Origin of the sequence: Mesorhizobium sp. BR-1-1-10 (genome assembly GCF_020165595.1) — a bacterium.
Classification (GTDB): Bacteria; Pseudomonadota; Alphaproteobacteria; order Rhizobiales; family Rhizobiaceae; genus Mesorhizobium; species Mesorhizobium australicum.
Map to the genome: position 1 here is coordinate 328,854 of NZ_JAIUIL010000001.1, position 25,150 is coordinate 354,003.

Consider the following 25,150-nt stretch of genomic DNA (forward strand, 5'->3'; position numbering starts at 1 on the left):
GTGGCTTCAGGGCGTGGTCCCTATCCGAAGAGATCGGTAGATCGCGGTGAGCGAGTGCCAAGTCGTGTGCGGCCCGATTTTTCGTAGGCGCTAACATTGGTGATTCCGCTGGAGCAGCTTTCCGTGCTTGTCGCAAACAGAAAGAGGCCGCCGTAGCGGAGCCTCAAAATGATGGACCACATAAGCCGGGTCGGAGGAAGTTTCGAGGCCGCAATGATCTTGATCATGGCCGTAGCAGCGATCGGTATCGTTTTGGTCGTCACCACCGAAATTTTGTGAGTTCTCAGAGCTCACGGCGCTGGGCAGCGTTCGCTGATAACCCGCTCGTCGAATTGCGTTCCCAAACTGGTGGCTCGCAGACCTGATCTTGTCAGCGCCGAACTGGCAAAATGTCGAAACCTGGCAGCTACGCCTCGCCGTATCACTCCCGCGGACGCGCCGGCGTGATCGCCCTCCATGGGATTCTCCGGCGCCATTGAACCGCACTGGGCTAACGCCAGGAACAATCAACCGACCTTCTTGTTTGACGGCCATCGCGGTTAACCATCTGGCGCTGCCGCGGAACAAATCCATAGGTGGTCGAGGCCTGGAGACGGTCACCGAGCGGGGCGAAACTTCTGATCACTCGGGTTTCGTATTCGGTAGCGGGAAACAAGATGCTGGACAAGACCTGGCGAATTACGAAATCGAGTGTGGCCGGCTTTATCGGTGACAGCTCTTTCAGTCATGGCGCCGCAATGGCGTTTTTCGCGGTGACCTCTCTGGGTCCAATTCTGTTGTTGGTCGTGGCCGTAGCAGGCCTGGTATTTGGACAGAGCGCGGCGCGCAATGCCGTCGCGGGACAATTGACGGGCCTGATGGGCCCTAAAAGCGCCGATGTGATACAAAGCGCACTGCAAAGTGCATCCAACCCATCGTCTGGTGCCATCGCTACCATTGTAGGCCTGGTGACGTTGTTGTTGACAGCATCGGGCGTGTTCGGTGAGATGCAGACGGCCTTGAATGAGATCTGGAAAGCCAAACCCCAGGGAGGCTCGGTCTCTCGCTTGCTCCGTGCGCGCACGGCCAGCTTGGGACTGGTGATCGCCCTCGGTTTCCTGCTGATCGTTTCGCTTGCTGTGAGCGCCGCCATCACTGCGCTAGGCGACACGATCAATCGGCTTTTGCCGTTCGGATCCGTCTTGATCGAAGGGCTGAATGTCTTGATCTCCTACCTGCTGATAGCAGTGCTCTTCGCCACCATCTATAAAGTCCTGCCGGACCGACATCTGGAATGGCGCGACGTGTGGTTCGGTGCGTTTGTGACGGCCGCGCTTTTCACGGTTGGCAAGAGCCTGATCGGGCTGTACCTGGGTAGCAGCGCCATGGGGTCTTCATTCGGAGCCGCCAGCGCGTTGATCATTGTGCTGCTCTGGATCTACTACTCCTCGCTGATTTTTCTTCTCGGTGCCGAATTCACTCACGCCTACTCTTTGGAACACGGAAGCCGGCTTGGGTGAGGCCTCAACGGGTTGAGTGACGGCCGCAGAGCGACCCGACACGAGGCGAAGATCGCAAAAGTGCGGGATTGTCGTTCCTGGTGCGAGCACGGAGTCCAGGCTATGAACTATCGACGTGACCACGCGCGCGACCTGGAAGCACGCCCGTTTCGGACCCGCCGCCAATGCCGATGTATCCCGCTTGTTAATACCGACACCGATTCAAGGCAACGAAGGATGGCGCGGCGAGGCCGTCCTCCGCAAATCCGAACTGGAACCTAAACGCACAGGGCTGGTTTGATGGCGAGAAAGGAGACCTCCATGATACGCTTGCTCGTTCAATTCGGTGCTCTATGTCTGGCCTACAAATTCGGCAAACAAATAGGCCGTGAGCAGGCCCGTCTTTCACCATCAGTGCAACCGCGACGCCGCTCCTTCTCCGAGGCGGGTAGCGCACAGACTGGTGAGCCCTACGAACAAAGTTAGCCTTGCAGACTGCGGCCACCTCAGGCCACTGATGGGCAAGCGACATGGAGCGTCACGCTGGACGAAAAATTACCGCGGTGTGGCGCTCCAGCAGATCCACCCGGCGCGGCTCATCGTGCGGGCACTCTGCAGCTTGCGGGCGTCAGCGCGACGATGGCCGACGGTGTCTTCTAAACCTGGTGATCGCAGAGTGTCGGACAGTGATTATGCCCCCACAGTCAATCCGCACCGTCAACTTGTCGGCTCCGTGGTCGACGCGGATGATATCCCCCACGAGAACGATCTCATCTCCAGCGTGGGTTTTGGGTGGCGGATCAACCGAGTAGGGCTGCCCATACGACGGAATGCTTATCTGGGCGCGTCCGCTAGGCAGTATCGAGGTGACGGTGCCCGTCAATGCGACCTCGTCACCGATCTCAAATTCCAGGGGCACGCTATAATGTAGCATAAGCCTCCTCCGGCGTTTCAAGACACAATGCTGGCAAACTGACTTGGTTGCGTGAAATCGCAAGTCTCTCCCTCCTCGCTCGGTGAGGCCGAGCACCCGAGCCCATCAGCCACAAGCCGCGCGGTCGGGAACTCCAACGCCGTTGACCAAGATTCACAACACGATCCAGGAACTCACTAGCGCACGGTGATCGCCCGGCCCGTGGACGTGTGCGAAGCGAGCGCTACATCCTGCACGCCGCGCACGGGCTTCGCCTGCCGATGATCCCGGCTGGACCGATTGGGTTAGCGGCCGCTGCATGCCTTTCGGTGCGGGCCTGGCGGTTGCTGAGCATGAGGAGGCCTCCAAGTGGCAGGGGGCTGATGAAAAGCGGTGGATAGTTGTCGAGCTGAGGTGTTCTGGCACAGACTGTTGTTTTAGCCTGCTCCCGCCACCTGAAATACCCGCGCGGGGTGTGTCAGGCCCGAACGGTTCAGCCACATGTCATTGTCTGCCTTTCCCGTCAGCCGAGAGCGTCCCTCCGTTAAAATCGTCGCCGACGCAATAGCTCGGCTTCCGAACGACGAAGCGGCCGTGCTTTGGAACGAAACGGCTAAGCATCTGTTGTCAGTCGCGATTGAACGCGGCGATGACGCAGACCAGGCGCGCACTGAGGTTGTCCGGTTCTTCGATGCGGTTCAACGCATGCGAACCACGGCTTCATCAAAATAGATGGAGACGGCAATGGCAGGCTATGAAAGCCTACACCTATGGAGAGTTTCGTTTCGTATATCGTTGGCCTTTACCGGTGCCCAGGCGTCCCAGCATTGCGTGCGTGAGAGAGGGGACCAGATGCAGTTACCTATCGCAGGACGTTTACAGAGCGTCTGGATACCAGCCCGAATTCGAGGTGCTGCCTTGGGAATCGGAATACCGGGCCGTCAGAAACCCGACAATCCTAGCGGACGGTGATACGAAGCGGTAAGTGCCGGAGAATACCATGATGGAACCAAGCTCAAGCCGGCAGGTTCACCAACGTTATGCCGCTGTACTTCTTCGACACGATCGAGAATGGGCAGATCACCCGCGATGATCTGGGTGTCGACATGAGCCCGTGCGACATGCGCGAGGAAGCGAAGCGGCTTCTGCCTGCAATCGTGGCACATCATCCTTTGCCGGCAGACCTCAACGATTTTGCGGTCTGGGTCCGCGACGAGACCGGGTGCTGCGTTTATGAGGCGAGCTTAACGCTAATAATAAGGTCGCTGCTTGCGCCAGCGTAGGCCGTCCACGCTTTTTTAGCCGAACCGCGTTGTCATCGTTGCCGGTCGTCCAAGCCTTGCACGGCGCAGCTGAAGTATCCCGCGCATTACGAAGGGACTTCCGTCGGGCATCCCGAGATAAGCGCCCAAACGATGGACGATAATCACGTTCGATCCTTCCCTTTCCCTCTGCAGGACCGCCTTCAACCTCTCTGGCGCTGTCAGGCGTATCGCGCGGCCCCATGGCGACGATCGCGGCGGCGAGCAGGATCGCTACGATTCTGTTGGCGAGAAGCAGACGGCCGGGCGACTTTTTCTGGGCCTTGCGCCGGCAAGGTTCGAAGGGCTGATGCCGTGAGGGCGAGAACCGCACATGCGGCGCCCAGTTCAAAAAACTTCTCCATCATGCCTCACGCCCCCTCGTGCAGCGCCTTCGAAACTACCCGCCACTAAGATCACGATGGCCGCAGCGCCCATTTGAGGCGGGAGCAGGCCCTCCGCACCAACGCCGCCATTGCGTGCTATCAAAGCCGGAACCCGGATAGAAAACGACGGCGAGAACATGGGTCGAGGTGGCGATCGTGAGCGCAAGGTGCATGGACGTCCTTTCGTTGTTAATTGCATTTACAACATGTACACTGGATAATCCATAGGGAGCTGGACTGGCGAATGACGAGAAGGCCCTATGTGAGTGAGTTGCGCGCAGCTGCGGCGGCGCAGAAGCGCGATTACGTGGTCGAGGCGGCTCAGCGCCAGCTGCGGGAGGCAGGCATTGCCGGTTTTTCGCTGGACTCGGTGGCGAAAGCGGCGGGCGTCACGCGGCTCACCGTCTACAATCACTTCGGTTCCCGGAGAGGCTTGCTCGAGGCCGCATTCGATGAGATCGCCAAGCGGGGTGGTTTGTCGCGTCTCAGCGTCGCTACCGGTAATCCGGACGGCCGCAAGGGCGTCGAACAGCTCGTCGACATCTTCTGCGCTTTCTGGGGCAGTGATCCCGCCTTAGCGTCCCTTCACGCCGCAATGGCCATTGACGACGAGTTCGCGCAGGCATTGCTTGAGAGAAACGAGCGTCGCCGAGGTAATCTGGCCACCCTGGTGGGCCGCATCTTGGACGGGGGTACCGCCAAAACGGCGCGTGCCGAGGCGATCGACCTAATGTTCGGCCTGACGAGTTGCGCGATGTACGAGCATCTCAGCAAGGGACGATCGAGCAGGGCAGTGGCGAGGATCATCAAGGGCGCCTGCAACAACGCCATCGACCGGCTGATAGGCGCGGCTTGATCCGAGCCCCAACCCCCGGTTCTCAACCCGCAGGTACCGCGCCACCGCAAATTCCTGGGTTCGAGCTCTGGCCTGCGGCAGCCTTGCTCGGATATGTCAGCCCTAAGGGCCGCCGCGGTTCGGATTGTGAACCCTGTTGGCCTGATGGCGCCCGCCGATCTTATTCCTCACCGCAGGAATGCTGTATCACTTCCGTGAACTCGGACGGGGTATTTCGTCGTTCGACAGGTGCACCGCGGGCACAACAACTAGCTCGCGCAGGGTACAGTCGCGGCGACCAGCTCCCTGTCGCTGGGTGTCGTCACCGCGTCGTGCTCGCCGGCAATCATCATGGGCCGGTTGATGAATGCTACGGGTGCGCCGAAAGTCGGCATCGCGAACACCGCAAACAACCCGCTAGGCCTCGCCGGTCGATCATCAGCAGCATCGCACGAAATTCAGTGATGACGGGTTCTTTGGCCGCCAATCATTTTCGCGGGGAACCGGTTGTTGAGGAACACCTCGGCGGTTTCTGACCTGTCCGGCGCCTGCTGCACACCGGCGATCTGCTCGCCGACATAGCTTGCCGGCCCGAGCTGCGGCGACGTGTTGCCCAGGATCAGCCGGCCATCTGCTCAGGTGCGTGGTGCCGAGCCACTACCCAACAAAGCCGCCGAGCAACAGGCGAGAAATGCACGCCAACCGGGAGCAGGGTCCGGCTCCTGAAGGCTCCTCTCAACCTGAAGTGCCTCACGGCCGGCATCCAGAGGAACGCAAGCGCTGACGGGCCAGACTAAGAGGCCGGCCGGCGCGGGTATGAGCCCGTCCGGTCCGAGAGCCCTGTCCGGCACCTCTTCAACGGTGAGCGTATTCGGCTAGCGTCGATCTAGAGAACGAATATCATACGTATTTGGGCCGCACTCCATAATTTGATTATGCGACGGTGCAGAAGGAGGTTGGGCTGAGCCCAATGACCAACGAGAAGTCGTTTCGATCGGAATGCGACCGGCCGGAATGGTGGCTGGTTCATTGAACTGGGACGATTTGAGATTTGTGCTCGCGGTTGCTAAGCACGGCTCACTCTCTGCAGCTGCGCGGCATCTGCGGACCACGCAGCCTACGGTGGGTCGTCGCGTTGTTGCGTTCGAAGCCGACATTGGCACGCAAATCTTTCGGCGCATGCCCGGGTCACTAGCGCTCACCGAGTCCGGCATTGCGATCCTGGAAAGGCTCGAGCGTATTGAGACCGAAGCACTGGCGATCGAGCGAACGATCTCCGGGCGCGATGCGGGAGCAGAGGGCGTCGTCCGGGTCAGCGCGGCGGAATGGTTCTGTGCGCGCGTTTTGGCTCCCATCTGTGCGGAACTGTCCGAGGCCCATCCCGGCATCACAACAGAGCTCCTGGGCGAGACGCGTCGGGCCAATCTGGCGCGCGGCGAGGCGGACATAGCTTTTCGCTTCGCTCGTTTCGAACAACGTGAGGTCCTCCGGCGGCGACTCGGTGGCTTGGCCTTTGGCCTTTACGCCGCGCCGGTCTATCTCAGCCGGCATGGTGAGCCGGACATCGGAGCAGGCTGCAAAGGTCATGCCCTCATCGCGATGCGGAGCGGGCTGGACGCGATTGCCGATCTTGCTTGGCTCGAAAAGAACGCCTACGCGGCGGGCACCGTGCTACGAACGGAAAGTCGCGAAGCTCAGGCGCATGCTGCGGTTGCCGGCGCCGGCCTTGCCTGCCTACCGCGCTATATCGGTGACAACACGATAGGCGTTGCTCGGGTGGAGACGCCCCTGTCCGTACCAGCGCGGGAGATCTGGATGGGCATGCACGCGGACGTTCGCAACACGCCCCGCGTCCAAGCGGCAGCCCGGATTCTTGCCGCCGCCATCCGGAAGAAATCCTGCGGTCTCGATCCCGGCGGTCGCCCCCACAAAAATGCATAGGGGCTAAACAAGGATCGGCAATTTCATTTGCGCAGCGCCTCCGCTTGTGTGGATCATCTCTTCCACCAACGACGGAGCTTGGTCGTGATGATTGACTGGAATGGTTATCACAAGCAGCTGCTGAGCCGCATCGGCGAATTGGGCAGGCACTCGCCGGATACACTTACGGGCTACAGGACGCTCAGCGCGGCCCGTGAAACGACGCAGAAGCTTTCGGCAAAGACGCGGGAGCTGATTGCACTCGCCGTTGCGGTCACCGCGCGCTGTGACGGCTGCATCGTCGTGCATGCCGATGCGGCTCTCAAGGCGGGAGCTGAGCCAGATGAGATTTCGGAGGCGCTCGCTGTGGCGGTCGCGCTCGGCGCGGGCGCAGCAATGGTCTACTCGGCCCGCGTACTCGACGCTGTCGCGGTGAAGTCCGGGTCCGCTCCCGCCGAGTCGCTTCGATGAGCGACGGACCGTCAAGTTTGGTTAAAGTCGTGTACGGTCAGCCGCGAGAGGGATATGCGTTTCATTACGCGGTTGCCGCGAACTCGCCGTTTGAAACGGTCCTCGAGACCATTCGCATGGTGCTGCGCGAGGCGGATGTCTGGATCATCCACGAGATCGATCCGCAGATGCTGCTGAAGAATGGCGGCTACATCATCGCGCGCACCCGGCAGATCCTTTTCTTTCATCCGCGTTACATGGTTCGCCTGCTCGGTGCAGATCCGACCGCGCTCTTGGAGGCGCCCTTGAAGATCGTGGTGATGGAGGATGCAAACGCGGTTACCGTGAGATGGCCCGACCCCGGGCTACTGTTCGATCGCTATGGTCATGACGAATTGGTGGCACTGGGCCGAGAGTTCGAGTTGATCTACGCTGCTATCGCAGCCAGGCTCACGTAAGGGCAGCCGGACAGGGCCGTCATGGTTGCGGCCACTCCGCAGCCAGCGCTTCGCAGGGCCGAACTCAGTGATGCGCCGTGCTGGGATCGCGAGCCGCGGGTAGAGATGGCGATCATCCGCGAATGGCCACGAGCTGTCGCAGGGGTGTGGGATTGATAACCGCGGCGCGCAGATCTCGCCTAGCGGTCGCGGCGTCGTCGAAGCGGAAACAGGCGACGTCATCACCGCCAACCCCGGCGAAGTGCACGACGGCGCTCCCATTGGCGATGGCGGTCGGGCTTGGCGGATGCTCTATTTTGAGCCGCAGACCGTCTCTAACATTTTCCACGACATGACGGAGGGTCGAGCTAGGGGCTTTGAGCTATCCCATCCCGTCGTTCGCGGTACGGCTTTAGCAGGCCGATATCGATCGCTTTTCTCCGTCGTGACTGCCTGCTCCGGCACCGCACAGCACATGCAGACCGAAGAGTGTGTATTTCTCATGCTTGAGGGGCTTCTTCACAACAATCAAGTCGAGGCAATATAGATGCGCGTCTGAAGCCCTGTTGCGCCGGTTCCGTAAGAGGCCGTCTGCCGCGCCTCCATCCCCTCCTCCACCTGTGTAACGCCGCGTCCGTTGCTTACGCGATCCCAATCGCGGTCTTCGACACCGCCAGGATCGAGGGCGTGCTTGAAGTCCGACCCGCGACCGGCGAGGAAGTCTACGAGACGTTTTCCGGTGAGATAGAGAACCAGAGCCGGGCGAGATAATTTTCGCGGACAACGGCGGCCGCGCACACACCAGGCGCTGGACAAACCGGCAAAGCGGCTATTCCGCCGTTCATAGCGATACAGCTACCGCCTTTATCGTCGCGGAGGCTTTGCACTCGACGGCAGTTGGAGATCTCACGACCCTAATAGCAGAGTTGAAATCTGCGCTCCTCGCATCGTGGACGCCAAGCAAGGTGGTGGCGGCATGAGCATCGAGTTTTTCCTGACCACACTCGTGATCCTCGCCTCTCCACGGCACAGGGGCCATTTACAGGTTCGCTGCAGGCCTGTCCGGCGGTGTGCGAGCCAGCCTCGTGGCGGCCTTCGGCTGCACGCTGGGAACAGTGCCGCATATCGTCGCCGCGGTCAGCGGCCTCGCTGCGCTACTCCACGCCAGCATCGCCGCATTTCAGATTCTCAAATGGCTCGATGTCGCCTATCTGCTTTATTTGGCCTGGTCCATGTTCCGCGAACGTGACGTTTTGCGCATCGACGGCGCTCCCGTCGCCAAAAGCGACCAGCAAGTAATCGTCTCGGCCATCCTCATAAACCTGCTCAAACCGAAACTGTCGATCTTCTTCTTGGCCTCCTGCCCCAGTTCATCGCGGTCCGTGAAGCTAGCCCGATCATCTTGATGTTGAAGCTCAGCCTTGTCTTCATGGCGCTGACCTTGATCGTCTTAGCGGCCTACGGCGTATTTGCCGCTTACCTGCGCCGTCACATCGTTTCGAATCTTGCCGTTCAGCGCTGGATGCGGCGCGGCTTTGCGGCCGCGTTCGGAGGGCTTGCTTGCAACTCGCCCTTGCGACCAGGTAAAACTTCCACGCGCGAGTCTGACCATGATGATTTCCGTGGGGTGGTCCGAATTTTGGCATGGCTGATGGCAGCTCGTTCGTCATCAAGACGAAGATTGCCTTGATCGGATGATATTCCCCACTTGGGCACCCTTACCTCCTTTATCCAGACGGGTAACGAGTTTCGGGATGTTCGGCACTTGGTGCTGTACGTACTCGTGCGGCGGGCGATAGTTGGTGCACGCTGCTGTACGCACGGGCCGCTGAACGTTTCCGCTGTCCGCGTTGGGGATGAAACGTGGCGCCGCAGCCTGCCCGCGCGCCAATCGCAAGCGACATTGGGTTCGCCAAATATCCTGGCGGTCGTTACGATGATCGCCGCGATCTGGGCAGCCTCGCCGGTCCCTCGGCGCGCTTGTGGGTGCTCTGCGCAGCGGTTTGCTCGCTGATGCAGAAATCTTCGGGCGAAAAGGGGATTCGGGAAGGTTCGAGCGGCACGCGGCTATGGTAACGCTTGCGGCGGCGCCACGCCTCACATCAACATCAATGGCTTTTCACCTGGAGATGAGCACTCAGCCAATCGATTGCTTCGGCGACCCGCGAGATCGGCCCGACCTGCGCGACATAGGCGTCAGGCCGGATCAGGACGAAAGATCCCTTCAAGTCCTGGTGCTCGTGGGAGTGCACACACCGTGCGCAGATCAGTTGGGCAATCTGGTTAGGGACAAGCGCTGCGATGCTCGCACCCAAGCTGCTCACATCGTTGCACGAAACCAGAAGGAGCTTGAAATGCGCTCCATCCAGCAGGGAATAGAGCGGCCTGGTTCCGTCAGCTTCCAATTCGACCTCGGCATCCGGCATCCGGTCCCCGGCCCCCAATCCTTCCAGAAGGCGCCCGCGCCGATAGCTGATGCCGATCTGACTTATTGTTTTGCGTGCGACGCTTTGTACCAAGCGGGTGCGAGCGAGCGGCGGTACGATTAAATCGCGGACATACCGCAACGGCGGCGCTCGAAGCGATACCATTTTGGTGAGGATTTCCGTTTTCCGCAGAACGCCTTGTTCCACAGGATATCGCTCCGACTGGTAGGAATCGAGCAATTCCGGCGCGGCGTCGCCGCGCAGAACGAACGCCAGCTTCCAGGCAAGGTTCAAGGCGTCCTGTATGCCCGTGTTCATGCCCTGCGCGCCGGCCGGGCTGTGGATGTGCGCCGCATCACCGGCAAGGAATACGCGCCCTTGTCGCAGTCTCGTCGCGAGGCGACTGTTCACTTGGAAGAAAGACGACCATCGCAGATTGGACAAGGTCATCTCGACCGCCGTGCGCTGTGCCGCAAGGTCCTGGAGCTGCGACAACGTAGGACGGTTGGCAGAGGTCGTGGGCTCTTTGAGCGTTTCCGCGACCAGCCGATGGCCGCTGCGCATAGGAAAAATCGCCATCAAACCTTCTGGCGCCGTAAAGATATGGAATTGGTCGTTTGGCAGCTGCCATCGCACATCGAGGTCTGCCAGCACGAATTTCTGGCGCAGCGTTTTCCCGTAAAAGCCGAGATCTAGACCATGTCGCGTAATACTGTGCGCACCATCGCACCCCACCATATAGGCGTAGCGGCTGGCCACTGGTCCGGCCCCGCTCTGAGAGAGCTGCACATCGACGCCGCCGTCGTCCTGCTTGAACGACAGCAACGCGACGTCTCGTTCGATCTGCACGCCCTTTCGAACGAGCGCCTCCGTCAGGAGGCGCTCTGTTTCCGTCTGCTCGAGCAGGAGAATGAAGGGATAGCGGCTTTGCAGGCAGCTAAGGTCGAGATGAACGAGTTGGCGCGACTGTGCGTAGATGTTGCCGGCACGTGCACGAAGGCCGAGTGAGACGAAGGCTTCAGCCAAGCCGAACAGGTCGAGCAGTTCTAAGGTGCGGGCCTGAATACCTATGGCACGAGAGGTGGTCGAAGGGGCGGCCTTGCTGTCGACCAAGCGGACCGGAACTCCTGCCGTTGCAAGGCTGAGCGCCAAGGCGAGCCCAGTGGGGCCCGCTCCTACGACCAGCACCGTCGATCGTGGGCTCAATAAAGCGGGCATTGCGGCCTTTCCTGATTCATGATCCTCCGCACGTCAGGTCCCGCTGTGACGGGCGCGGGAGCAGTTTGCTACGCCGCCCATTTCAAAATCACGACCTTCAGCACGATGCGGGGCCATGCGGCTTTTACAGGCGTCCGACTGCTCCACTATACATACTGTATATCTAAATGCTCCGCAAGCGTCGGATCACAACGCCCGCTGCCGCGACACTGCATGGGGCCACATCCGGAGCGTCGCAGAAGGACAAAGCGGGGATGGACAGATGGGGAGATGTCGCGGCGTCGACCTGACAGCGAACGGGACGTTGACGTCATAGTCGCCAAGCTCCTCGATACGCGCAAACCGCGTGCTCTGGTCTTTAAAATGCGCTTGTGCGGTGATCTTCTCGGGCACCAGTTCGGGAAAACGCTTAATCGTCGCTCTGCCGCTCACGTCAGCGCACCCGCAGCGGCCGCGCCCAGGATCGCCTCGATGTGCCATAGCCCGAAGAGTACAAATCAATACCGCTTACGTGGATGGAACGAGCTAATTCCAGCCGCGCTTCACTCAGGTGCAGAACTATTGCGTGAACAGTGTCCGACGCACGGCACAATGACCGCAAGTGACATGAGCGGAGGGTGGGAATGACCATCCTGGCTGTGCCACCCGGGGAGCCGCGACGAGGATCCCGCTCCAGTGAACACTACGGGCCAGTTGCTATTCCTGTCCGAATCTGCTCTCCTCTTCCAAGGACCAGTCGCAACGCAGTTTGCTGAATCCATGGTCCCTGTCCTTGATGGCGACCGACGTTTCCCCGCCCCCCCAACCGGCGTCGGTCGCCCTGCTCTTCGGGCAGTTCGATCGTCGATGGCAATGGTTTCCGGGAACGCGGCTGACCTGCCCGCGAGAGCCGCCGGACCGGCACTCATCTGAAAGGGAGCATTCTTCTGCGCCATCGCGGTGCTCACGAACAAAGGACATGGAGAAAATGTCCAGCTTCGCGGGAACTGCTCGCCACCGCCATCAAGTTGTGGAAAGGACAAGCCGAGCGCGTCAGATGGCCCGAGATTCGACAGCCTTTCCGACTAGACCATCGGGTTTGTTGGGACAGGCTTGAGCATTAGCGTGCGCATTCTAAACCGGACTTTGGTCCGGGTTGCTTCCGACCGAAGACCAGCATCCGGAACTTTCGATTGTGCGTGATGTTGGGTCGGAGCCCAAAAAATTTGTCACGTGCGGTGTTTGTGGAAGATGGCACTCTCTCGACGATTGCTGATGTGCAACATGACGTTCGAATGTCCTCATTGCGGTTCGCTTTGAAAAGGGCAGGCAGTTGGTTTCAGGTCGTTTCCTCGCACCGCTGCGAGGGATGTCAAAAGCAGTTTCGGATCACCTATACCGACAAACTCACGCTCTTCGCCAAACATGAGCAGGAGGCAGTGCTTGAGGCTCAGCACGCTAGCCGCCAGATTGCATCGTAGTGATGCCTGTTCACGTCACGGCGTTCGATTACAACGCCGCCCTCCCCGCCGCCAGCCAAAGGATATAGAATGATGCTAAGTGGAACTGTCACATCCCCTGCCTTGGGGATGCGCGTCGCCAGCCTTCGAGCCCGAATGCAGGCGGCCGAGATCACTGAACACGAATTGATGGCCTTCCAGAAAGTCGTCGCGATCATGGAGGACGGACTAGGCCGTATCGATGGCGACGATCTTATCGCGGCCTCCTTTGTCGACAATCTTTCGCCGGAGAACGCAGCCGACCACGCCGACATTTAGCCGACTCTTTGACTCCCGTGCCGAAGCAGCGACAAAGTCGCAGACGAACTTGTGGCAGCGGGAATTGCCCGCGTACAGATCGCCGTCATGGGACCCGACCGCGACGAGTTGCTGGCTAGGGGTCCCTCCAGCTGCCATCCTTGCGGCGGTGTTCAGGCCCGCTTGGACCTTTCGGGATTGACGCTCAGGGTGCGGGTTCTCGCCGACAGCAGTGGCTGCGTGGCTTGCGCCAGCATTGCTGGCGGGCTGATCGGATCAATGTGAGCTGCCGCATTGAAGTATCGCACGGAGCGTCTCTGCTCCTTGCGACCTGCATCGCCGAAGTTCGATGTTCCTCGTGTGTTCCGGAACATCGGCGGAGCCAGATGTTGCAGCCCGCGTGAAAAGGCCCATTTGACCAGGGCGGCTCGGTGGCATGATCTCGCAGGGCAAACCGCCGAGCCTAACTGGCAACGGTTGCCAGCTTATGAGAAATTAGCATCGTGGCCATTGGCCGGCGTCGTTCAAACACACGAGCAAAAGAAGACACGCGGCGTTAGGTTCAAGTGTCGCGCGTAGCGGCACCCACCTTGAAAATTTCAAGCTTCTCGCTGTAAGAGAGCCTTACCCTTTCGCCGCATCGCTTGCAGGTGAACGTCGTTACGGACTTGACCCAGGAGCCTTTCCTGACCAGTGGTGTTTTGCAGCTCGGACACTGGAAGGTCAGGTTTTTGTCAAGCAGCTGATTGGATAGAGCCATCTCATCTTCTCCCAAGATGAAGTGGCCGTGCAAGACTGGTGCCAAAATGTGCGTATTATAACGACACAATTGGCGGCGGATCGGGATTCTTGCCAAGGGTCAACGTGAGGCTGGAAACTCTCGGCAGTCGAAGCTGACTGGGCCTGGCCATACCAGTTGGTAGCGGCCGGAAGGGCCGCGCGTGTGCGAAGCTCCTGGGGTCATTTCCCCGATAGATTTCAGTACCTCGTCCGACACATCACCTTTGTAGGGCCGCCTACACTATTGTTCCGGCTGAGCCTACTGGCGTGTGTCTCTGGGGGCATTCTTTGAACTCGCAGGCTGGACTGGAACCAAAGCGTTGGACATTTCGAACTGGAACTAGCCGAGGCCAGGCTGCGTGGTACCCATCCGGTGAAGACCGCAGGTAGCTTGAACCTGTTCCTAAAAGTTTGATCGGAGCGCCACGACCGCTTCTGCGGCTCTATCGCACAGCTTCGCCATCTTGCGATCGGACAGCGCCATGTCCTCTGTGGCGGTTTTGAAGAGATAGCCGGCGATGTCTTCTGCCGTCGCGTTTTCGTTGATCAGCATCCCGAACACGACGTCGGCATAGCCGTCATATTCGTCCTTAGCTTCGGGAATGCCAGATATGCCGATCGGATCCCAATCGCGAAGCAATACATCGCGAACAAGAGCTCGGTTTTTGTCAGCCTGATCTCTGTCGGTTTTGTGAGCCATCAGCTGAGCCTACGCAGCAACGGCTTTTACTGACGATGCCACCCAATTCCACGGGAGCAATTGCTCCAGCCTGGAGATCGGCATGTCGGCGATGTGAGCGAGAGCGTCGGCAAGCCATGCCTGCGGATCCACCCCATTGAGCTTCGCCGTCATGATCAGCGTCGCCATGAAGGCGGCCCGATCGGCGCCGCGATCGGAGCCTGCAAACAGCCAAGCTTTCCTACCGAGAGCAAAACCACGCAGCGCCCGTTCGGCGGCATTGTTCGTCAGGCAAATCCGGCCGTCGCTCAGGAAGGCCGTGAAGCCGTCCCAGCGCTTCAGCATGTAGTCGATCGGCTCGGCAACGGGGGAGCTGCGCGACAGCTTTACCCGCTCGGTCCGCATCCATTCCTCAAAAGCATCGACGAGAAGGCGGCTTTCCTGCTGGCGGCGTTCCATGCGTTCGCCGGCGGAAATTCCGTTGATCTCGCGCTCAATATTGAACAGGGCGTCGATGCGTTTGAGCGCCTCGAACGCGATCGGGGAAATCGGCGCGGCGTCCCTGCCACGCTTGGCATTGGTGGCGATGTCGGCAAGCACGAAGAACTTGCGGCGCCCATGCGCCCAGCACAGCGCCTGGGTCAGCGGACTGGGATCGCGGTCCCCCTTGAACAGCGGATTGTAGCCGCCATAGGCATCGGCCTGCAGAATGCCGCCAAAGGTCTTCAGATGCCGCTCGGGATGTTCCTGCCGCCGGTCGCGCGAGGCATAGTAGAGTGCCGCCGGCGGCGATATTCCACCGAACGGCCGGTCATCCCTGACGTAGGTCCAGATGCGACCGGTATCGGTCTTGCCGCGGGCCAGGATCGGCACGGTGGTGTCATCGCCATGGAGGCGCTCGGCAGCGAGCACATGCGCCTCGATCAGCGCATGCACCGGCCTCAGCGCTGTGGCACACGCGCCAACCTGGTCGGCGAGCGTCGACACACTCAAATCGATGCCTTCGGGTGTAGCGATCGCTCTGCCGGTTCAGCGGCTGGTGCTGGGCGAACTTCTCGAACAGGATCATCGCTAGCAGGTTCGGACCGGCAAAGCCGCGCGGTATTACGTGGAAGGGTGCCGGCGGCTGCGCGATCTTCTCGCATGCGCGGCAGGTGAACTTCTCGCGAACGGTCTGGATCACCTTCCACTGGCGCGGAATTACCTCCAGCGTCTCGGTGATATCCTCGCCAAGCTTGGCCAGCTTCCCCGAACCGCAGCACGGGCAGTTTGACGGTGCGGCGATGACGACGCGCTCGCGAGGCAGGTGCTCGGGAAACGGCTTCCTTGACGGGCGCTTGCGCTCAAAGGCCCGGACCGCCGAAGACCGCGCAGCCAGGTCCGCTGCCAGTTCGTCTTCGCTGGCATCAGCCTCCAGCTCCTCGAGCTGCAGCTCCATCTGTTCGAGAAGCCGGGCTTTCCGCTCCGAGCGGCTGCCATGGATCTCGCGCTTCAGCTTCTCGATCTCCAGCCTGAGCCGCGCAATCAGCGCATCCGAGTGCGAGTTCACGGCCTGCGCGCGGGCGGCGAGCGCTTGCGCCTCACGGCGGGCCGCACGCTCGGCGACGATCATCGCGTGCGCACTGGCAAGGTCACCGGGAAGCTGATCGGCCGCATCGGTCATGGCGCGAGGGAATCATATTCGCCCTCGCCATGCCAGCGATTTTGCTCATCCAGCCGAGCTTGGACGCCAGGTTTTTTGCGGCATTCGCCAGTCGATGCCTTCGAGCAAATAGCCGAGCTGTGCAGGCGTGATCACCACAGTCCCGTCTGCCGCCGAGGGCCAGATGAAGCGGCCGCGCTCAAGCTTCTTGGTGAACAGGCAAGCCCCCTGGCCGTCATGCCAGATCACCTTGATCAGGCCACCTTGCCGTCCGCGGAAACAGAACAAGTGGCCGCTGTGCGGATCCCGCTTCAAGGTCTCCTGCACCATCAATGCGAGGCCGGGGAAGCCCTTGCGCATGTCCGTATAACCAGTGGCCAGCCACACCTTCACATCGCGCGGGACCGGGATCATCGCCGCTCCAGCACATCCAGGATCCGGCCGAGCGCCTCACTGTCGATATCACTCTCGACCCGCAGGCGGCGGGCCCCGCCAAGCTCGATCGTCACCATGCTCTTCTTGCGCGCTCGGACGATCAGTGGTGGCTGCGCAGGTGGTTGCGGCGCTGGCAGTGCCTCGACGACTTGCACGGGAACGAGTTGTGGCGTGGAGATCTGGCAGAGTTCCTTGCGCCACCGGAAAAGCTGGCTCACATGAATGCCGGCCGATCGCGCAAGCTCCGAAACACTGGCCCCCGGCTCAAATGTCGCCCCGACCAGCCGCTCCTTCTCCTCGCGTGACCAGCGCCGGCGCCGCTCGACCGAGGTGATCACTTCAATCTGATGCTTCGTCATAGGGCTACTCCTAGTGATTGCACTAGCACTTGCAGCCCTTCAGCCTACCTCAGCAAGGCGGCCGTCACCGGAGGGGTACGCTGCGTGTGAGCCAAGCAGAGTCGGAACTGAAACGTGTCGAGCGGACATCGGACAAGCGCTACGGCGTGGGCATCGAAGAGGCGCCCAGCGCCGCGTTAAGAAGCAAGAGAGCACCTGGCGAGGATCAAGGCCGGCGATTCATCTGAGGTTTGCCCACGTGGGCACGGAGGCCAGTTCGTCAGGACAAGCGGCTCGGTGGATTGATCGCGCATGGGCAGGAAGACCGAGCTTAACCAGCAACCGCGGCGCTTATCATCATTCCCCGCTGAGCCGCAGATGTGCGCCATCTGCCCCCAAAGGCGCGATTGGAAGCAATTCGGATGCGACGGCTCCGTCAACTCTGGATCGCAATGGCACTTCGAGTTTTGCCGCAAAATTGCCTCCGCTCGATTAGGCCGTGCGGAGGCGTCCCCGGAGTAAAGGGACGCCCGGCCTTGGTACGCCAGGCAGATGCCACCAGGCACTCGGTGCCGAACCTGTGCCCCTAGGAAACGGCAAAGCCCGACGCGTGGCGTGTAGCCGGCGGATCAAGTACAAATCGGTTGCCCGCAACCCGCCAAGCGCCCTATCATCGGCACGGGTTGGGAATGTGATGGCGCCGAGGTTCATAGCAAAACAGCTTTCTTGGCCGGCTGGGTTCGGCGGGTGGCTCGTCCGAGCCGGTATGAACCGGGGCAACGCCCGACTGAACAGCTTCGCTCTCGACCAATTGCAGTTGGTTCCTGAAGACCGAGTGCTGGAAGTCGGATTCGGCGGCGGCGCAGCACTGCCGCGGCTCCTTCGTGGCGCGTCATTCGTCTGCGGTGTTGACCGCTCTCAGGATGTGGCGAGCGCTGCCGCTCGCAAGTTTGCCGATGCGGTGCGCGCCGGACGAGCCGAGTTTCACGTCGGGGCAGTTGAAAAACTGCCGTTGCGGGATGCGACATTCGACAAAGCCGTCAGTGTTCACACCGTATACTTCTGGGAAAGCCTCAAGGCCGGATCTTCGGAATTGGCACGAGTACTCACGCCTGGCGGGCGAATCGTGTTGGGCTTCCTTCCCAAGGCGCGTATGGATCGGATGAACATGCCAGCAGATATCTTCACGCCACGCGAGCCTGACGAGATCATCGCTGCTTTGCAAGGAGTGGGGTTCAGCGAGACCGAGCTTCGAAGACCGACCAGGGAAACGGCATGGGTCGTCGCGACAGGTGTGCGAAACTGAGCTGTCTAAGCCGATGCAGCGCGGCAAGAAAAAAGCCCGCAGGCGTGAGCCAGCGGCCTACGAGCATCTTTGCCGAATGTCGGGGTGCCGGTGGCGCTGGATTAGCTGCAAATTGATTTCCGTCGAGTAAGCAGGCCCGTGAGCCAGTCTGGATCCATCTGCGGCACCGAGGAGAGAAGCAGTTCGGTGTAGGCGGCGTGGGGTGGCGCGAGTACCTCGGTTTTCAAACCCTGCTCCACCACCTGCCCCTGGTACATGAGCCGGTGAGCAGGGTTGAACCAGGCGGCTGCGCTTTGCGCCACATAAGCAATGCGGGAGCCCCGAAGCCGCCGACGACGGGCTTCGCTCATTGACAAAAGATCGGCACCGTCGAAAAGCACCGCGCCTCGGCTAATACGGCAGTGGTGTGCCAACGTCGTCGGTAATAAGGCGACCTATGATCGTGACCTGCCCAGCTCTGGCTGCTGATAGCACGCCGCTGACGCCGAAGCGGGCTGCGGAAATAGCCGTGAGGTTCTGGCCGCACTCTCCTGGCCTCAGGCCGGTCAGAAAGCCCGTCGTAAAGGCGGGCTTTTGCAGTGTGGAGTGTTGACACTCGTTCGATCACCAAGGCACATCGGGCGCTTTGTGGGAGCTCCTCCTTGGCCTCGTACGTCCGGCAACGCCTTGCGGAAATCAAAGCGGATCCCGCCCTTCGCACCCGCCCCTCTAAAGGAAAACTTTCGCGACGGCAGGTGTCCGTTGCCTCGCAGCTATTCGCAGCCCTAGGCTTCAGCAAGCGCTTGCTTATCGTCGTTCACCTGATGGATGGCGAGAAATCCGTATCGGACCTACTTTCTCTGGTGGGCGGGACACAGACCGCCCTTTCACAGCATCTGCGCGGCATGGCCAAACTCGGAATCGCCCGATCCCGTACCGAAGGTAAACGGCGCTTCTATTCCTGTACGTCCGAACAGGCGAAGATGGTGGTTGGCTTTCTTAGCGACATCGCCGAAAGCGACAAACTTCCGCTGCGAAAAAGATCGGCAAAGGGGTCATCTTCTTGGCGCCCGGGCTAACCGGTGGGCACCAAGCCGCGCCTTTGCGCATTGCGATTGCCGAGAGCCAGACCGTCGCTGCTTCGCTACGCCCACGCATTCCTGGTCCAGTCGTCGCGAACGGCGCTGGTCAACGGCCATTCCAAAATCGAGGAACGGCTCGCCCGCTGGTTGCTGATGGTCAACGATCGCGCTGAAGGAGATATCATCTACCTGACGCATGAATTTCTGGCGACCATGCTTGGCTCCAGGCGCCCGGGCGTTACCACCGCCCTCCAAATGCTCGAATATCGGGGGCTGGTGCATGCCAAGCGCGGCGAGATCACGATCGTCGACCGTACCGGAATGATAAAACTCACGGATGGTGCCTATGGCGAGGAGGAGCAACATCACTTCGATATCACCAGCGGCTGATTTTTGAAGTGGACCGACCCTTGCCTCCGCTCGGAGCCTCTTCTTCGTACATGCGCCGAGCGATCATCGGCCATTTGACCGCTAGCCTATGGAGGCCGACCACCTCGATGTCCGAGGTAGGCCCTGCAGATCGCGAGGAGAGGTTTTCCACAGCGCCGTACATCACGCACGCGCGGCTGCCTGCGCCGGAAACGCAGCGCGGCCTTAGACGGGAGCTCCGCACGGGATTTGAGCATTGTCAGTCTAATTCGCGCCATTTTATGGGCCGGCGCATGGAATTGCGGGTGACAGGACTCGACGACAAAGTTCAACCTATCGGGTCGAGCAGAAACTGCTCGATCGTGTCGGCTGCGGCGTCTGACCTCTCCCTTAGCTATGCTAGCAGCTCTCGCACGTGCTCCACCGCTGCCGCTTGGGCACGTCTATCAAAACCTCGAGGCCCCCAAAGATATCCAATTCACCCTCACATGCGACAACAATGAACGCTGTGCCACCCCCCGAATGTCCAGGGAAAGGATAAGAAAGTGAGTGTCTCGGACACATCAACTCGCCGGCTGCGGCTTGGCAAAGTTTGTGTCAGTGCTTCAAAAGCTGGCTCAGAAACGTCCAGGATGAAGAACATCGCGAGCTTGGTCCGCGTATGCTGGGGATTCTCGAAGAAGCTGTCCGGCTCGCCTTGCTCGACGATCTGGCCGCATCCGATTCCCCATACGCCGACGAGCGAGCATGGAGATGAACTGTTGCCGGCCGGCGGAAGAGCCAATAAAGACAACCGGCGGCTAGCTATCGGCTGGGCTGGGCGGCTTCGCAGCGCTATCGATCCACGTCGCCCAAAACGATGTCCAATGAACCTAGTATGGCGGTGACGTCGGCTAACATATGGCCACGGCAGAGCAGGTCCATTGCCTGCAGATGAGCGAAGCTCGGAGGACGCAGCTTGCATCGGTACGGCTTGTTCGTGCCGTCGGCCACCAGGTAGACGCCAAACTCCCCCTTCGGCGCTTCCACCGCCGCGTAAACCTCGCCGGCAGGCACACGAAAGCCCTCGGTATAGAGCTTGAAATGATGGATCAAAGCCTCCATCGAACGCTTCATGGCCGCACGTCTAGGGGGGACGACCTTGCCGTCGGTATTCGAAACCGGCCCAGGTCCCTCGCTTACCAGCAGGTCGACACACTGCCGCATGATCTTGGCCGACTGGCGCATCTCCTCCATACGCACCAGATACCGGTCGAAACAATCGCCGCTCCTGCCGACGGGTATATCGAAGCCCATCTCGGCATAGCACTCGTATGGCTGGGACTTTCGCAAGTCCCAGGCCGCACCTGATCCCCGCACCATCACACCTGAAAAACCCCACGCCCAGGCGTCACTTTGCGAGATCTGACCGATGTCCACGTTACGAAGTTTGAAGATGCGGTTGTCCGTCAGCAGCCTGTCCAGGTCGTCCACGGTTTTGTGGAACGGGTCGATCCAATTGCCGATGTCCGTGATCAAGTCTGGCGGCAGATCCTGATGCACGCCGCCGGGACGAAAATACGCGGCATGCATCCGAGAGCCGCTGGCCCGCTCGTAGAAGACCATCAGTTTCTCGCGTTCGACAAACCCCCACAAGGGCGGGGTCAGTGCTCCCACGTCCATGGCTTGGGTGGTGACATTGAGCAGATGAGAAAGGATTCGCGAGATCTCGCTGAACAGCACCCTGATCAGCTGGCCACGCCGCGGCACGGCTAGACCCATCAGTTTCTCGATTGCAAGGCACCAGGCATGTTCCTGGCTCATCGGTGCCACGTAATCGAGACGATCGAAATACGGCAGCGCCTGGAGATAAGTCTTGGTTTCGATCAGTTTCTCGGTGCCGCGATGAAGCAGGCCGATATGAGGGTCGACACGATCGACGACCTCGCCGTCGAGCTCGAGAACCAGGCGTAGCACGCCGTGAGCCGCAGGATGCTGGGGACCGAAATTGATGTTGAAATTTCGAACGGAATTCTCTGCCATCTAGCGGCTCCTTCGAGAGGGCCCGCCTAACTTCCTTCCTAGCCCGACGTTCCATCCGTGCGCCCGTCGGCATTGTTCCGCCAGATTTCGCCAGTCCAAACTCCGGCTCATGCCCAACCGCTTCGGCCAATTGACTGAGGAAATTCACCAGAGCAGCTTGCGGATCATCGAGTTCGCCGACGACCACTGAAATACCCCAACGCCCAAGCACCGCCTTCTCCACAGGGTTTCGGCTGGTCATCAAGATGAAAGAAGGAGGGCGATCTTTTTCATACCCGGATCGATGCCAGGTTTGCCACAGGCGATGCAACAGCAACCGGATGTTCGGGTCGGAGAGGCTACAGCCTATGAAGAGGATTGTGCTGCCAAGTGCATCGGAACGAAACCGCACATCGAGTGGGGAATTGAAGGAAAGCCGGTCGAGATAATCCGTTTCGGTCAGGACGAGGGAAGAATCCTCATCGAAGTCGCCATGGAACTTGACGATGTGGGTAACCCCCTGGCGGGCTTGCGCTGCATCGCGTGCATTGGCCACCTTGACGTATCGCCGACCATATCTCGAACGCCAGTTCCAGATTCCGGTCGTAATTCGTGGTATAGATGATGGGGAAATTGAGCATCACGATGAGGCGATGCAACTCCGATTTTTCGATCCGATCCTTGGCGAGCGACCAGTTCTGTCCATCCAACTGCGCAGCGGTCCGATGCTGCCATGCCGTATCCGATAGTACTCGGCTAGAGTTTGAAAACGGTCGCGTCGCTTCGAAAACTCGTCATCGATCCCAAGTTCTTTTGCCATCTGCTCGATCAGTTTTTCCCAAGACGGAAGCCCAACGCTGATCGAGACACCCGGCCCGACGAAGAGGATCGCACTACCGCGGCCGATAGCTTTTGCCAGTGATGCGAGACCATCGCTCATGGACAGGTGCCGGTGCTGGATGAGGCGCTCCAAACAGTTGCGGTCGCAAAGGGCATTGAGGTTCTCTTTCGCGTCACTGGCAATCGTTGGCGACCAAACCAAGAGAGCCAGGCTGTGTTCCAGCGACGGCGGTGCGAAACTTGCCGTGAGTGCCGTCGCGTTTGATGACCACTTGAGAGACCAGGGCAGCCGTCCCTATGGCAGGGGCGACAACCACCTACCGAAGGGGGACAACGGAAGCAGCCGGGGCGTGAGGCTTCCATCAGACGCTCGGCTTCTTTCTTGGCCAAGCACCGGGCTGAATTGTCCTTCACCAAAAAAGTGGCGGCCTTTAACAAATCTAAGTGAGTGCGAGCCTCATTCCTGTACATTCACCAAGTATGGAGGCCGAGATGAGCCAAAAGCGCCGCGATCTGGAGTACCTTGTTCAGCACTATATTGACTGCAGGAGGGGCAAACCTTGGCCGCTGTCAGTATCGGCGGCCGTGGTGGCGATACGGACAGTTTTCCGCGAAAACCTCGTTTCCGATCGTGAATTGGCAACGCTTATCGCCAGAGCTGCGATCGATCGAGGACAGGTTGTCGAGTTCGACCTCAATGAGCCTGCACAGGCGGCGTAGTCCCGATATATGCAGGTAGCTCGACCAATCCTCACGGCAGGGAGTCGCCAACCGGCGTAACTGGGGCGCGGCACGGATAGCTCTTCACGACGACCTCGGACTGCTCGTCACAATACGTGGCTGTTCGCAAACTCGGTTAGTCGCGCATATTGCCGTGGCGCTCTGCAGCTCAACGCCGGCGGATGAAGTCAAAGGCAGTGGCACGACCTGATCAGAAACAACACGCCGATTGCGTAAGGGACGAACAAAAGCACCATAGCCAACCAGTAGCCAGGTTGCGCCATCACCGCCAAATCTGATCCAAGCTGTTCCATTGGCTGTCCAACGCAGGACGGTCCAGCTTGTTCCCGGGGGCGACCTTAGAGCCCCCGGCGGGCATCCGGGTCTTACCATGATGGAGCTGCAGGCTCGGGCATTAGCCTCATTAGGTCTGATTATGCTTTCGCAGATCGTTGCGACGTAACATTTGTGCGCCTTCAGCCCAGCGAGTTTTTTAGGCAGGATGAACAGACAAGCGGTTGCCGGCCCTCAAGAGTTGACGGTCGATAGATATTCGACGCTTACTCACCCGAACCGGGCTGGGCGGAATTTGGCCAACAAGGGATATTCGTTTCCCGTCGCAATCTCGCCTGCAGCAGTTCGCCCGCGATCAGCCCGAGCGTCGCGCCACTGTGGCTGAAGGCAACGTGATATCGCAACCGGACGTCGGACGAGCCAAAATGGCCATGGAGGCGTTCTCGAAAGCCGCGTCGACTTGTCAGGCCATCACCACCTCCAACAAGCCAATCTCAGTACCGTTCATTATGCGAAAGCGCGATATGCAGCGTTGCTCATACAGGCAGGCACCGCCGTCTCAATGAGAGGTCGCGACGCAGCCAACTCCTTCAACACAATCCGCGTCGAACGTCCACGGATACGCCTTGAATGTCGTGCTTGGCAGCCGCAGGCGGGACAGTTCTCCACTTCGGCGAAGTATTCGTTCGGTCTGGGTCCAGATGGATGGGCGCTGGACGAAGCGTGACCCAGCAGCGGACCAACCTGTTCGGACTTAACTTGATGGCGCTTCGGCAGCGAGCGGGGGCACAAGGATTGACGAGACTTATCGGTTCACTAGCTTGAGCGGATGGAAATCAACCCGCCCTCTTCGTCAAACGGCTTCCTGCGAGGCTTTCGCAGCGACGCTATTTGGCTGATCGCCTCATTGCTTGTGGCTGGCGGCCTTGTCCTCGGATTCAGCCTTCTGGCCGAGGAAGTTGTCGAGGGTGACACGAGCGCATTCGACCGCGCCGTTCTTATGGCGTTTCGGAGCGCCGATCATCCAACGAATCTGATTGGCCCGCCGTGGCTTGAAGAAATGGGCCGCGACGTCACGGCCCTCGGCAGCGTTGCGTTCCTGGGTTTTGCATCGCTGGCGGCCATAGGTTACCTGCTGATAACGCAGAAGCGCAGATACGCCTGGCTGGTCACCGCCGCCGTGGCTGGTGGTGAGGCGCTGAGCACAGTTCTGAAGGTCGCGTTTGATCGCCACAGGCCCGACATTTTCCACACCACCAGAGTATTTACCGCTAGCTTTCCGAGCGGCCACGCGATGCTGTCCGCTGTCACTTTCCTTACGCTTGGAGCTTTGCTGGCCAGGGCAAGTCCTGATCGCCGGGTGAAAGGGTATTTCGTTGGCCTCGCGGTGTTCCTGACAATCATGGTCGGATTGAGCCGGATCTATCTCGGCGTCCACTACCCCACGGATGTACTTGCAGGATGGTGCGTGGGATCAGCTTGGGCAATCCTTTGCTGGTCGGCGGCCCATCTTATCGAACAGCGGCGCGAGTTCTGATCCCCTCACCTACCCTGTCTGTCGTCCCGAAAGAATGCCACGCCCATT

Annotated in this window: 21 protein-coding genes and 4 pseudogenes; 16 read left to right on the plus strand and 9 right to left on the minus strand. The window is 60.0% G+C overall.

Going from position 1 to position 25,150, the window contains the following annotated elements; translation table 11 throughout:
• The first annotated feature begins 656 nt into the window (after positions 1-656).
• The 10 genes and pseudogenes from LB555_RS01445 to LB555_RS01490 all read left to right on the plus strand — a co-directional run.
• Positions 657-1,499 carry a YihY/virulence factor BrkB family protein gene (locus LB555_RS01445; RefSeq protein WP_140877421.1) on the plus strand — a complete coding sequence of 281 codons (843 nt, stop codon included), beginning with the start codon at positions 657-659 and terminating at the stop codon, positions 1,497-1,499.
• Positions 1,500-2,892: 1,393 nt separating this feature from the next.
• Entirely contained in the window at positions 2,893-3,123 is a 231-nt protein-coding gene (locus LB555_RS01450) for a DUF6074 family protein (protein WP_140877417.1), read from the plus strand.
• Positions 3,124-3,431: 308 nt separating this feature from the next.
• A complete protein-coding gene (locus LB555_RS01455) occupies positions 3,432-3,674 on the plus strand; it encodes a DUF6894 family protein (protein WP_140877415.1) in 243 nt (80 codons plus the stop codon).
• 666 nt (positions 3,675-4,340) lie between these two features.
• A complete protein-coding gene (locus LB555_RS01460; protein ID WP_224682176.1) occupies positions 4,341-4,934 on the plus strand; it encodes a TetR/AcrR family transcriptional regulator in 594 nt (197 codons plus the stop codon).
• Positions 4,935-5,942: 1,008 nt separating this feature from the next.
• Complete coding sequence (locus LB555_RS01465; RefSeq protein ID WP_181174055.1) at positions 5,943-6,854, plus strand: LysR family transcriptional regulator; 912 nt, start codon at positions 5,943-5,945, stop codon at positions 6,852-6,854.
• 87 nt (positions 6,855-6,941) lie between these two features.
• Positions 6,942-7,304 (plus strand): carboxymuconolactone decarboxylase family protein, encoded by a 363-nt coding sequence (locus LB555_RS01470; RefSeq protein ID WP_140877728.1) that lies wholly within the window; start codon positions 6,942-6,944, stop codon positions 7,302-7,304.
• Positions 7,301-7,741: a DUF302 domain-containing protein gene (locus tag LB555_RS01475; protein ID WP_140877409.1), complete on the plus strand. Its 441-nt coding sequence runs from the start codon at positions 7,301-7,303 to the stop codon at positions 7,739-7,741. Before LB555_RS01470 ends, LB555_RS01475 begins: the two co-directional genes overlap by 4 nt.
• 172 nt (positions 7,742-7,913) lie before the next feature.
• Positions 7,914-8,267: an AraC family ligand binding domain-containing protein gene (locus tag LB555_RS01480; RefSeq protein WP_224682240.1), complete on the plus strand. Its 354-nt coding sequence runs from the start codon at positions 7,914-7,916 to the stop codon at positions 8,265-8,267.
• Positions 8,230-8,700: pseudogene (locus LB555_RS01485) on the plus strand (phenylalanine--tRNA ligase beta subunit-related protein); the annotation flags it as partial. The gene LB555_RS01480 and the pseudogene LB555_RS01485, both read left to right, overlap by 38 nt.
• A pseudogene (locus LB555_RS01490) lies at positions 8,697-9,296 on the plus strand (LysE family translocator); the annotation flags it as partial. The pseudogenes LB555_RS01485 and LB555_RS01490, both read left to right, overlap by 4 nt.
• A 532-nt stretch (positions 9,297-9,828) precedes the next feature.
• On the opposite strand, the gene LB555_RS01495 reads toward LB555_RS01490, so the two are convergent.
• Positions 9,829-11,364 (minus strand): FAD-dependent monooxygenase, encoded by a 1,536-nt coding sequence (locus tag LB555_RS01495; protein WP_140877407.1) that lies wholly within the window; start codon positions 11,362-11,364, stop codon positions 9,829-9,831.
• 1,595 nt (positions 11,365-12,959) lie between these two features.
• Between LB555_RS01495 and LB555_RS01500 the strand changes: the two genes are divergently transcribed.
• Positions 12,960-13,121 (plus strand): hypothetical protein, encoded by a 162-nt coding sequence (locus LB555_RS01500; RefSeq protein WP_318012973.1) that lies wholly within the window; start codon positions 12,960-12,962, stop codon positions 13,119-13,121.
• Between the two features lie 1,162 nt (positions 13,122-14,283).
• On the opposite strand, the gene LB555_RS01505 is transcribed toward LB555_RS01500, so the two are convergent.
• From LB555_RS01505 to tnpA, 4 genes are all read right to left on the minus strand, one after another.
• Positions 14,284-14,580 carry a hypothetical protein gene (locus LB555_RS01505; RefSeq protein ID WP_224682177.1) on the minus strand — a complete coding sequence of 99 codons (297 nt, stop codon included), beginning with the start codon at positions 14,578-14,580 and terminating at the stop codon, positions 14,284-14,286.
• Between the two features lie 9 nt (positions 14,581-14,589).
• Positions 14,590-16,222, minus strand: a protein-coding gene (tnpC, locus tag LB555_RS01510) for an IS66 family transposase (RefSeq protein ID WP_411970739.1) whose coding sequence is annotated in 2 segments (ribosomal slippage) — positions 14,590-15,565 and positions 15,564-16,222 — 1,635 coding nt in all. Because the reading frame shifts where the segments join, the coding sequence is not laid out codon by codon here.
• A 45-nt stretch (positions 16,223-16,267) separates the two neighbouring features.
• Positions 16,268-16,615, minus strand: coding sequence for an IS66 family insertion sequence element accessory protein TnpB (gene tnpB / locus LB555_RS01515; RefSeq protein ID WP_140877405.1), 348 nt, complete (start codon positions 16,613-16,615; stop codon positions 16,268-16,270).
• On the minus strand, positions 16,612-16,995 hold the full coding sequence (gene tnpA, locus LB555_RS01520; protein WP_140877403.1) for an IS66-like element accessory protein TnpA: 384 nt from the start codon (positions 16,993-16,995) through the stop codon (positions 16,612-16,614). The genes tnpB and tnpA overlap by 4 nt, the downstream gene beginning before the upstream one ends.
• Before the next feature lie 745 nt (positions 16,996-17,740).
• Here tnpA and LB555_RS01525 point away from each other — a divergent pair.
• A complete protein-coding gene (locus LB555_RS01525) occupies positions 17,741-18,280 on the plus strand; it encodes a class I SAM-dependent methyltransferase (RefSeq protein WP_181174054.1) in 540 nt (179 codons plus the stop codon).
• A 101-nt stretch (positions 18,281-18,381) separates the two neighbouring features.
• On the opposite strand, the gene LB555_RS01530 is transcribed toward LB555_RS01525, so the two are convergent.
• Positions 18,382-18,630: a hypothetical protein gene (locus LB555_RS01530; protein ID WP_181174073.1), complete on the minus strand. Its 249-nt coding sequence runs from the start codon at positions 18,628-18,630 to the stop codon at positions 18,382-18,384.
• 291 nt (positions 18,631-18,921) lie between these two features.
• Between LB555_RS01530 and LB555_RS01535 the strand changes: the two genes are divergently transcribed.
• Together LB555_RS01535 and LB555_RS01540 are read left to right on the plus strand one after the other, a co-directional pair.
• On the plus strand, positions 18,922-19,338 hold the full coding sequence (locus LB555_RS01535) for an ArsR/SmtB family transcription factor (protein WP_140877397.1): 417 nt from the start codon (positions 18,922-18,924) through the stop codon (positions 19,336-19,338).
• Positions 19,339-19,374: 36 nt separating this feature from the next.
• Entirely contained in the window at positions 19,375-19,731 is a 357-nt protein-coding gene (locus LB555_RS01540) for a Crp/Fnr family transcriptional regulator (RefSeq protein ID WP_224682178.1), read from the plus strand.
• Positions 19,732-20,544: 813 nt separating this feature from the next.
• Here LB555_RS01540 and LB555_RS01545 read toward each other — a convergent pair.
• Complete coding sequence (locus tag LB555_RS01545; protein ID WP_140877395.1) at positions 20,545-21,732, minus strand: NADH-quinone oxidoreductase subunit D; 1,188 nt, start codon at positions 21,730-21,732, stop codon at positions 20,545-20,547.
• 112 nt (positions 21,733-21,844) lie between these two features.
• Positions 21,845-22,651: pseudogene (locus tag LB555_RS01550) on the minus strand (SIR2 family NAD-dependent protein deacylase); the annotation flags it as partial.
• Between the two features lie 392 nt (positions 22,652-23,043).
• Here LB555_RS01550 and LB555_RS01555 point away from each other — a divergent pair.
• Entirely contained in the window at positions 23,044-23,271 is a 228-nt protein-coding gene (locus LB555_RS01555; RefSeq protein ID WP_140877393.1) for a hypothetical protein, read from the plus strand.
• Positions 23,272-23,835: 564 nt separating this feature from the next.
• Here the strand turns inward: LB555_RS01555 and LB555_RS01560 are convergent.
• Positions 23,836-23,963 (minus strand): annotated as a pseudogene (locus LB555_RS01560) (D-amino-acid oxidase); the annotation flags it as partial.
• Between the two features lie 431 nt (positions 23,964-24,394).
• Here LB555_RS01560 and LB555_RS01565 point away from each other — a divergent pair.
• Positions 24,395-25,102 (plus strand): phosphatase PAP2 family protein, encoded by a 708-nt coding sequence (locus LB555_RS01565; RefSeq protein ID WP_140877391.1) that lies wholly within the window; start codon positions 24,395-24,397, stop codon positions 25,100-25,102.
• Positions 25,103-25,150: the final 48 nt, after the last annotated feature.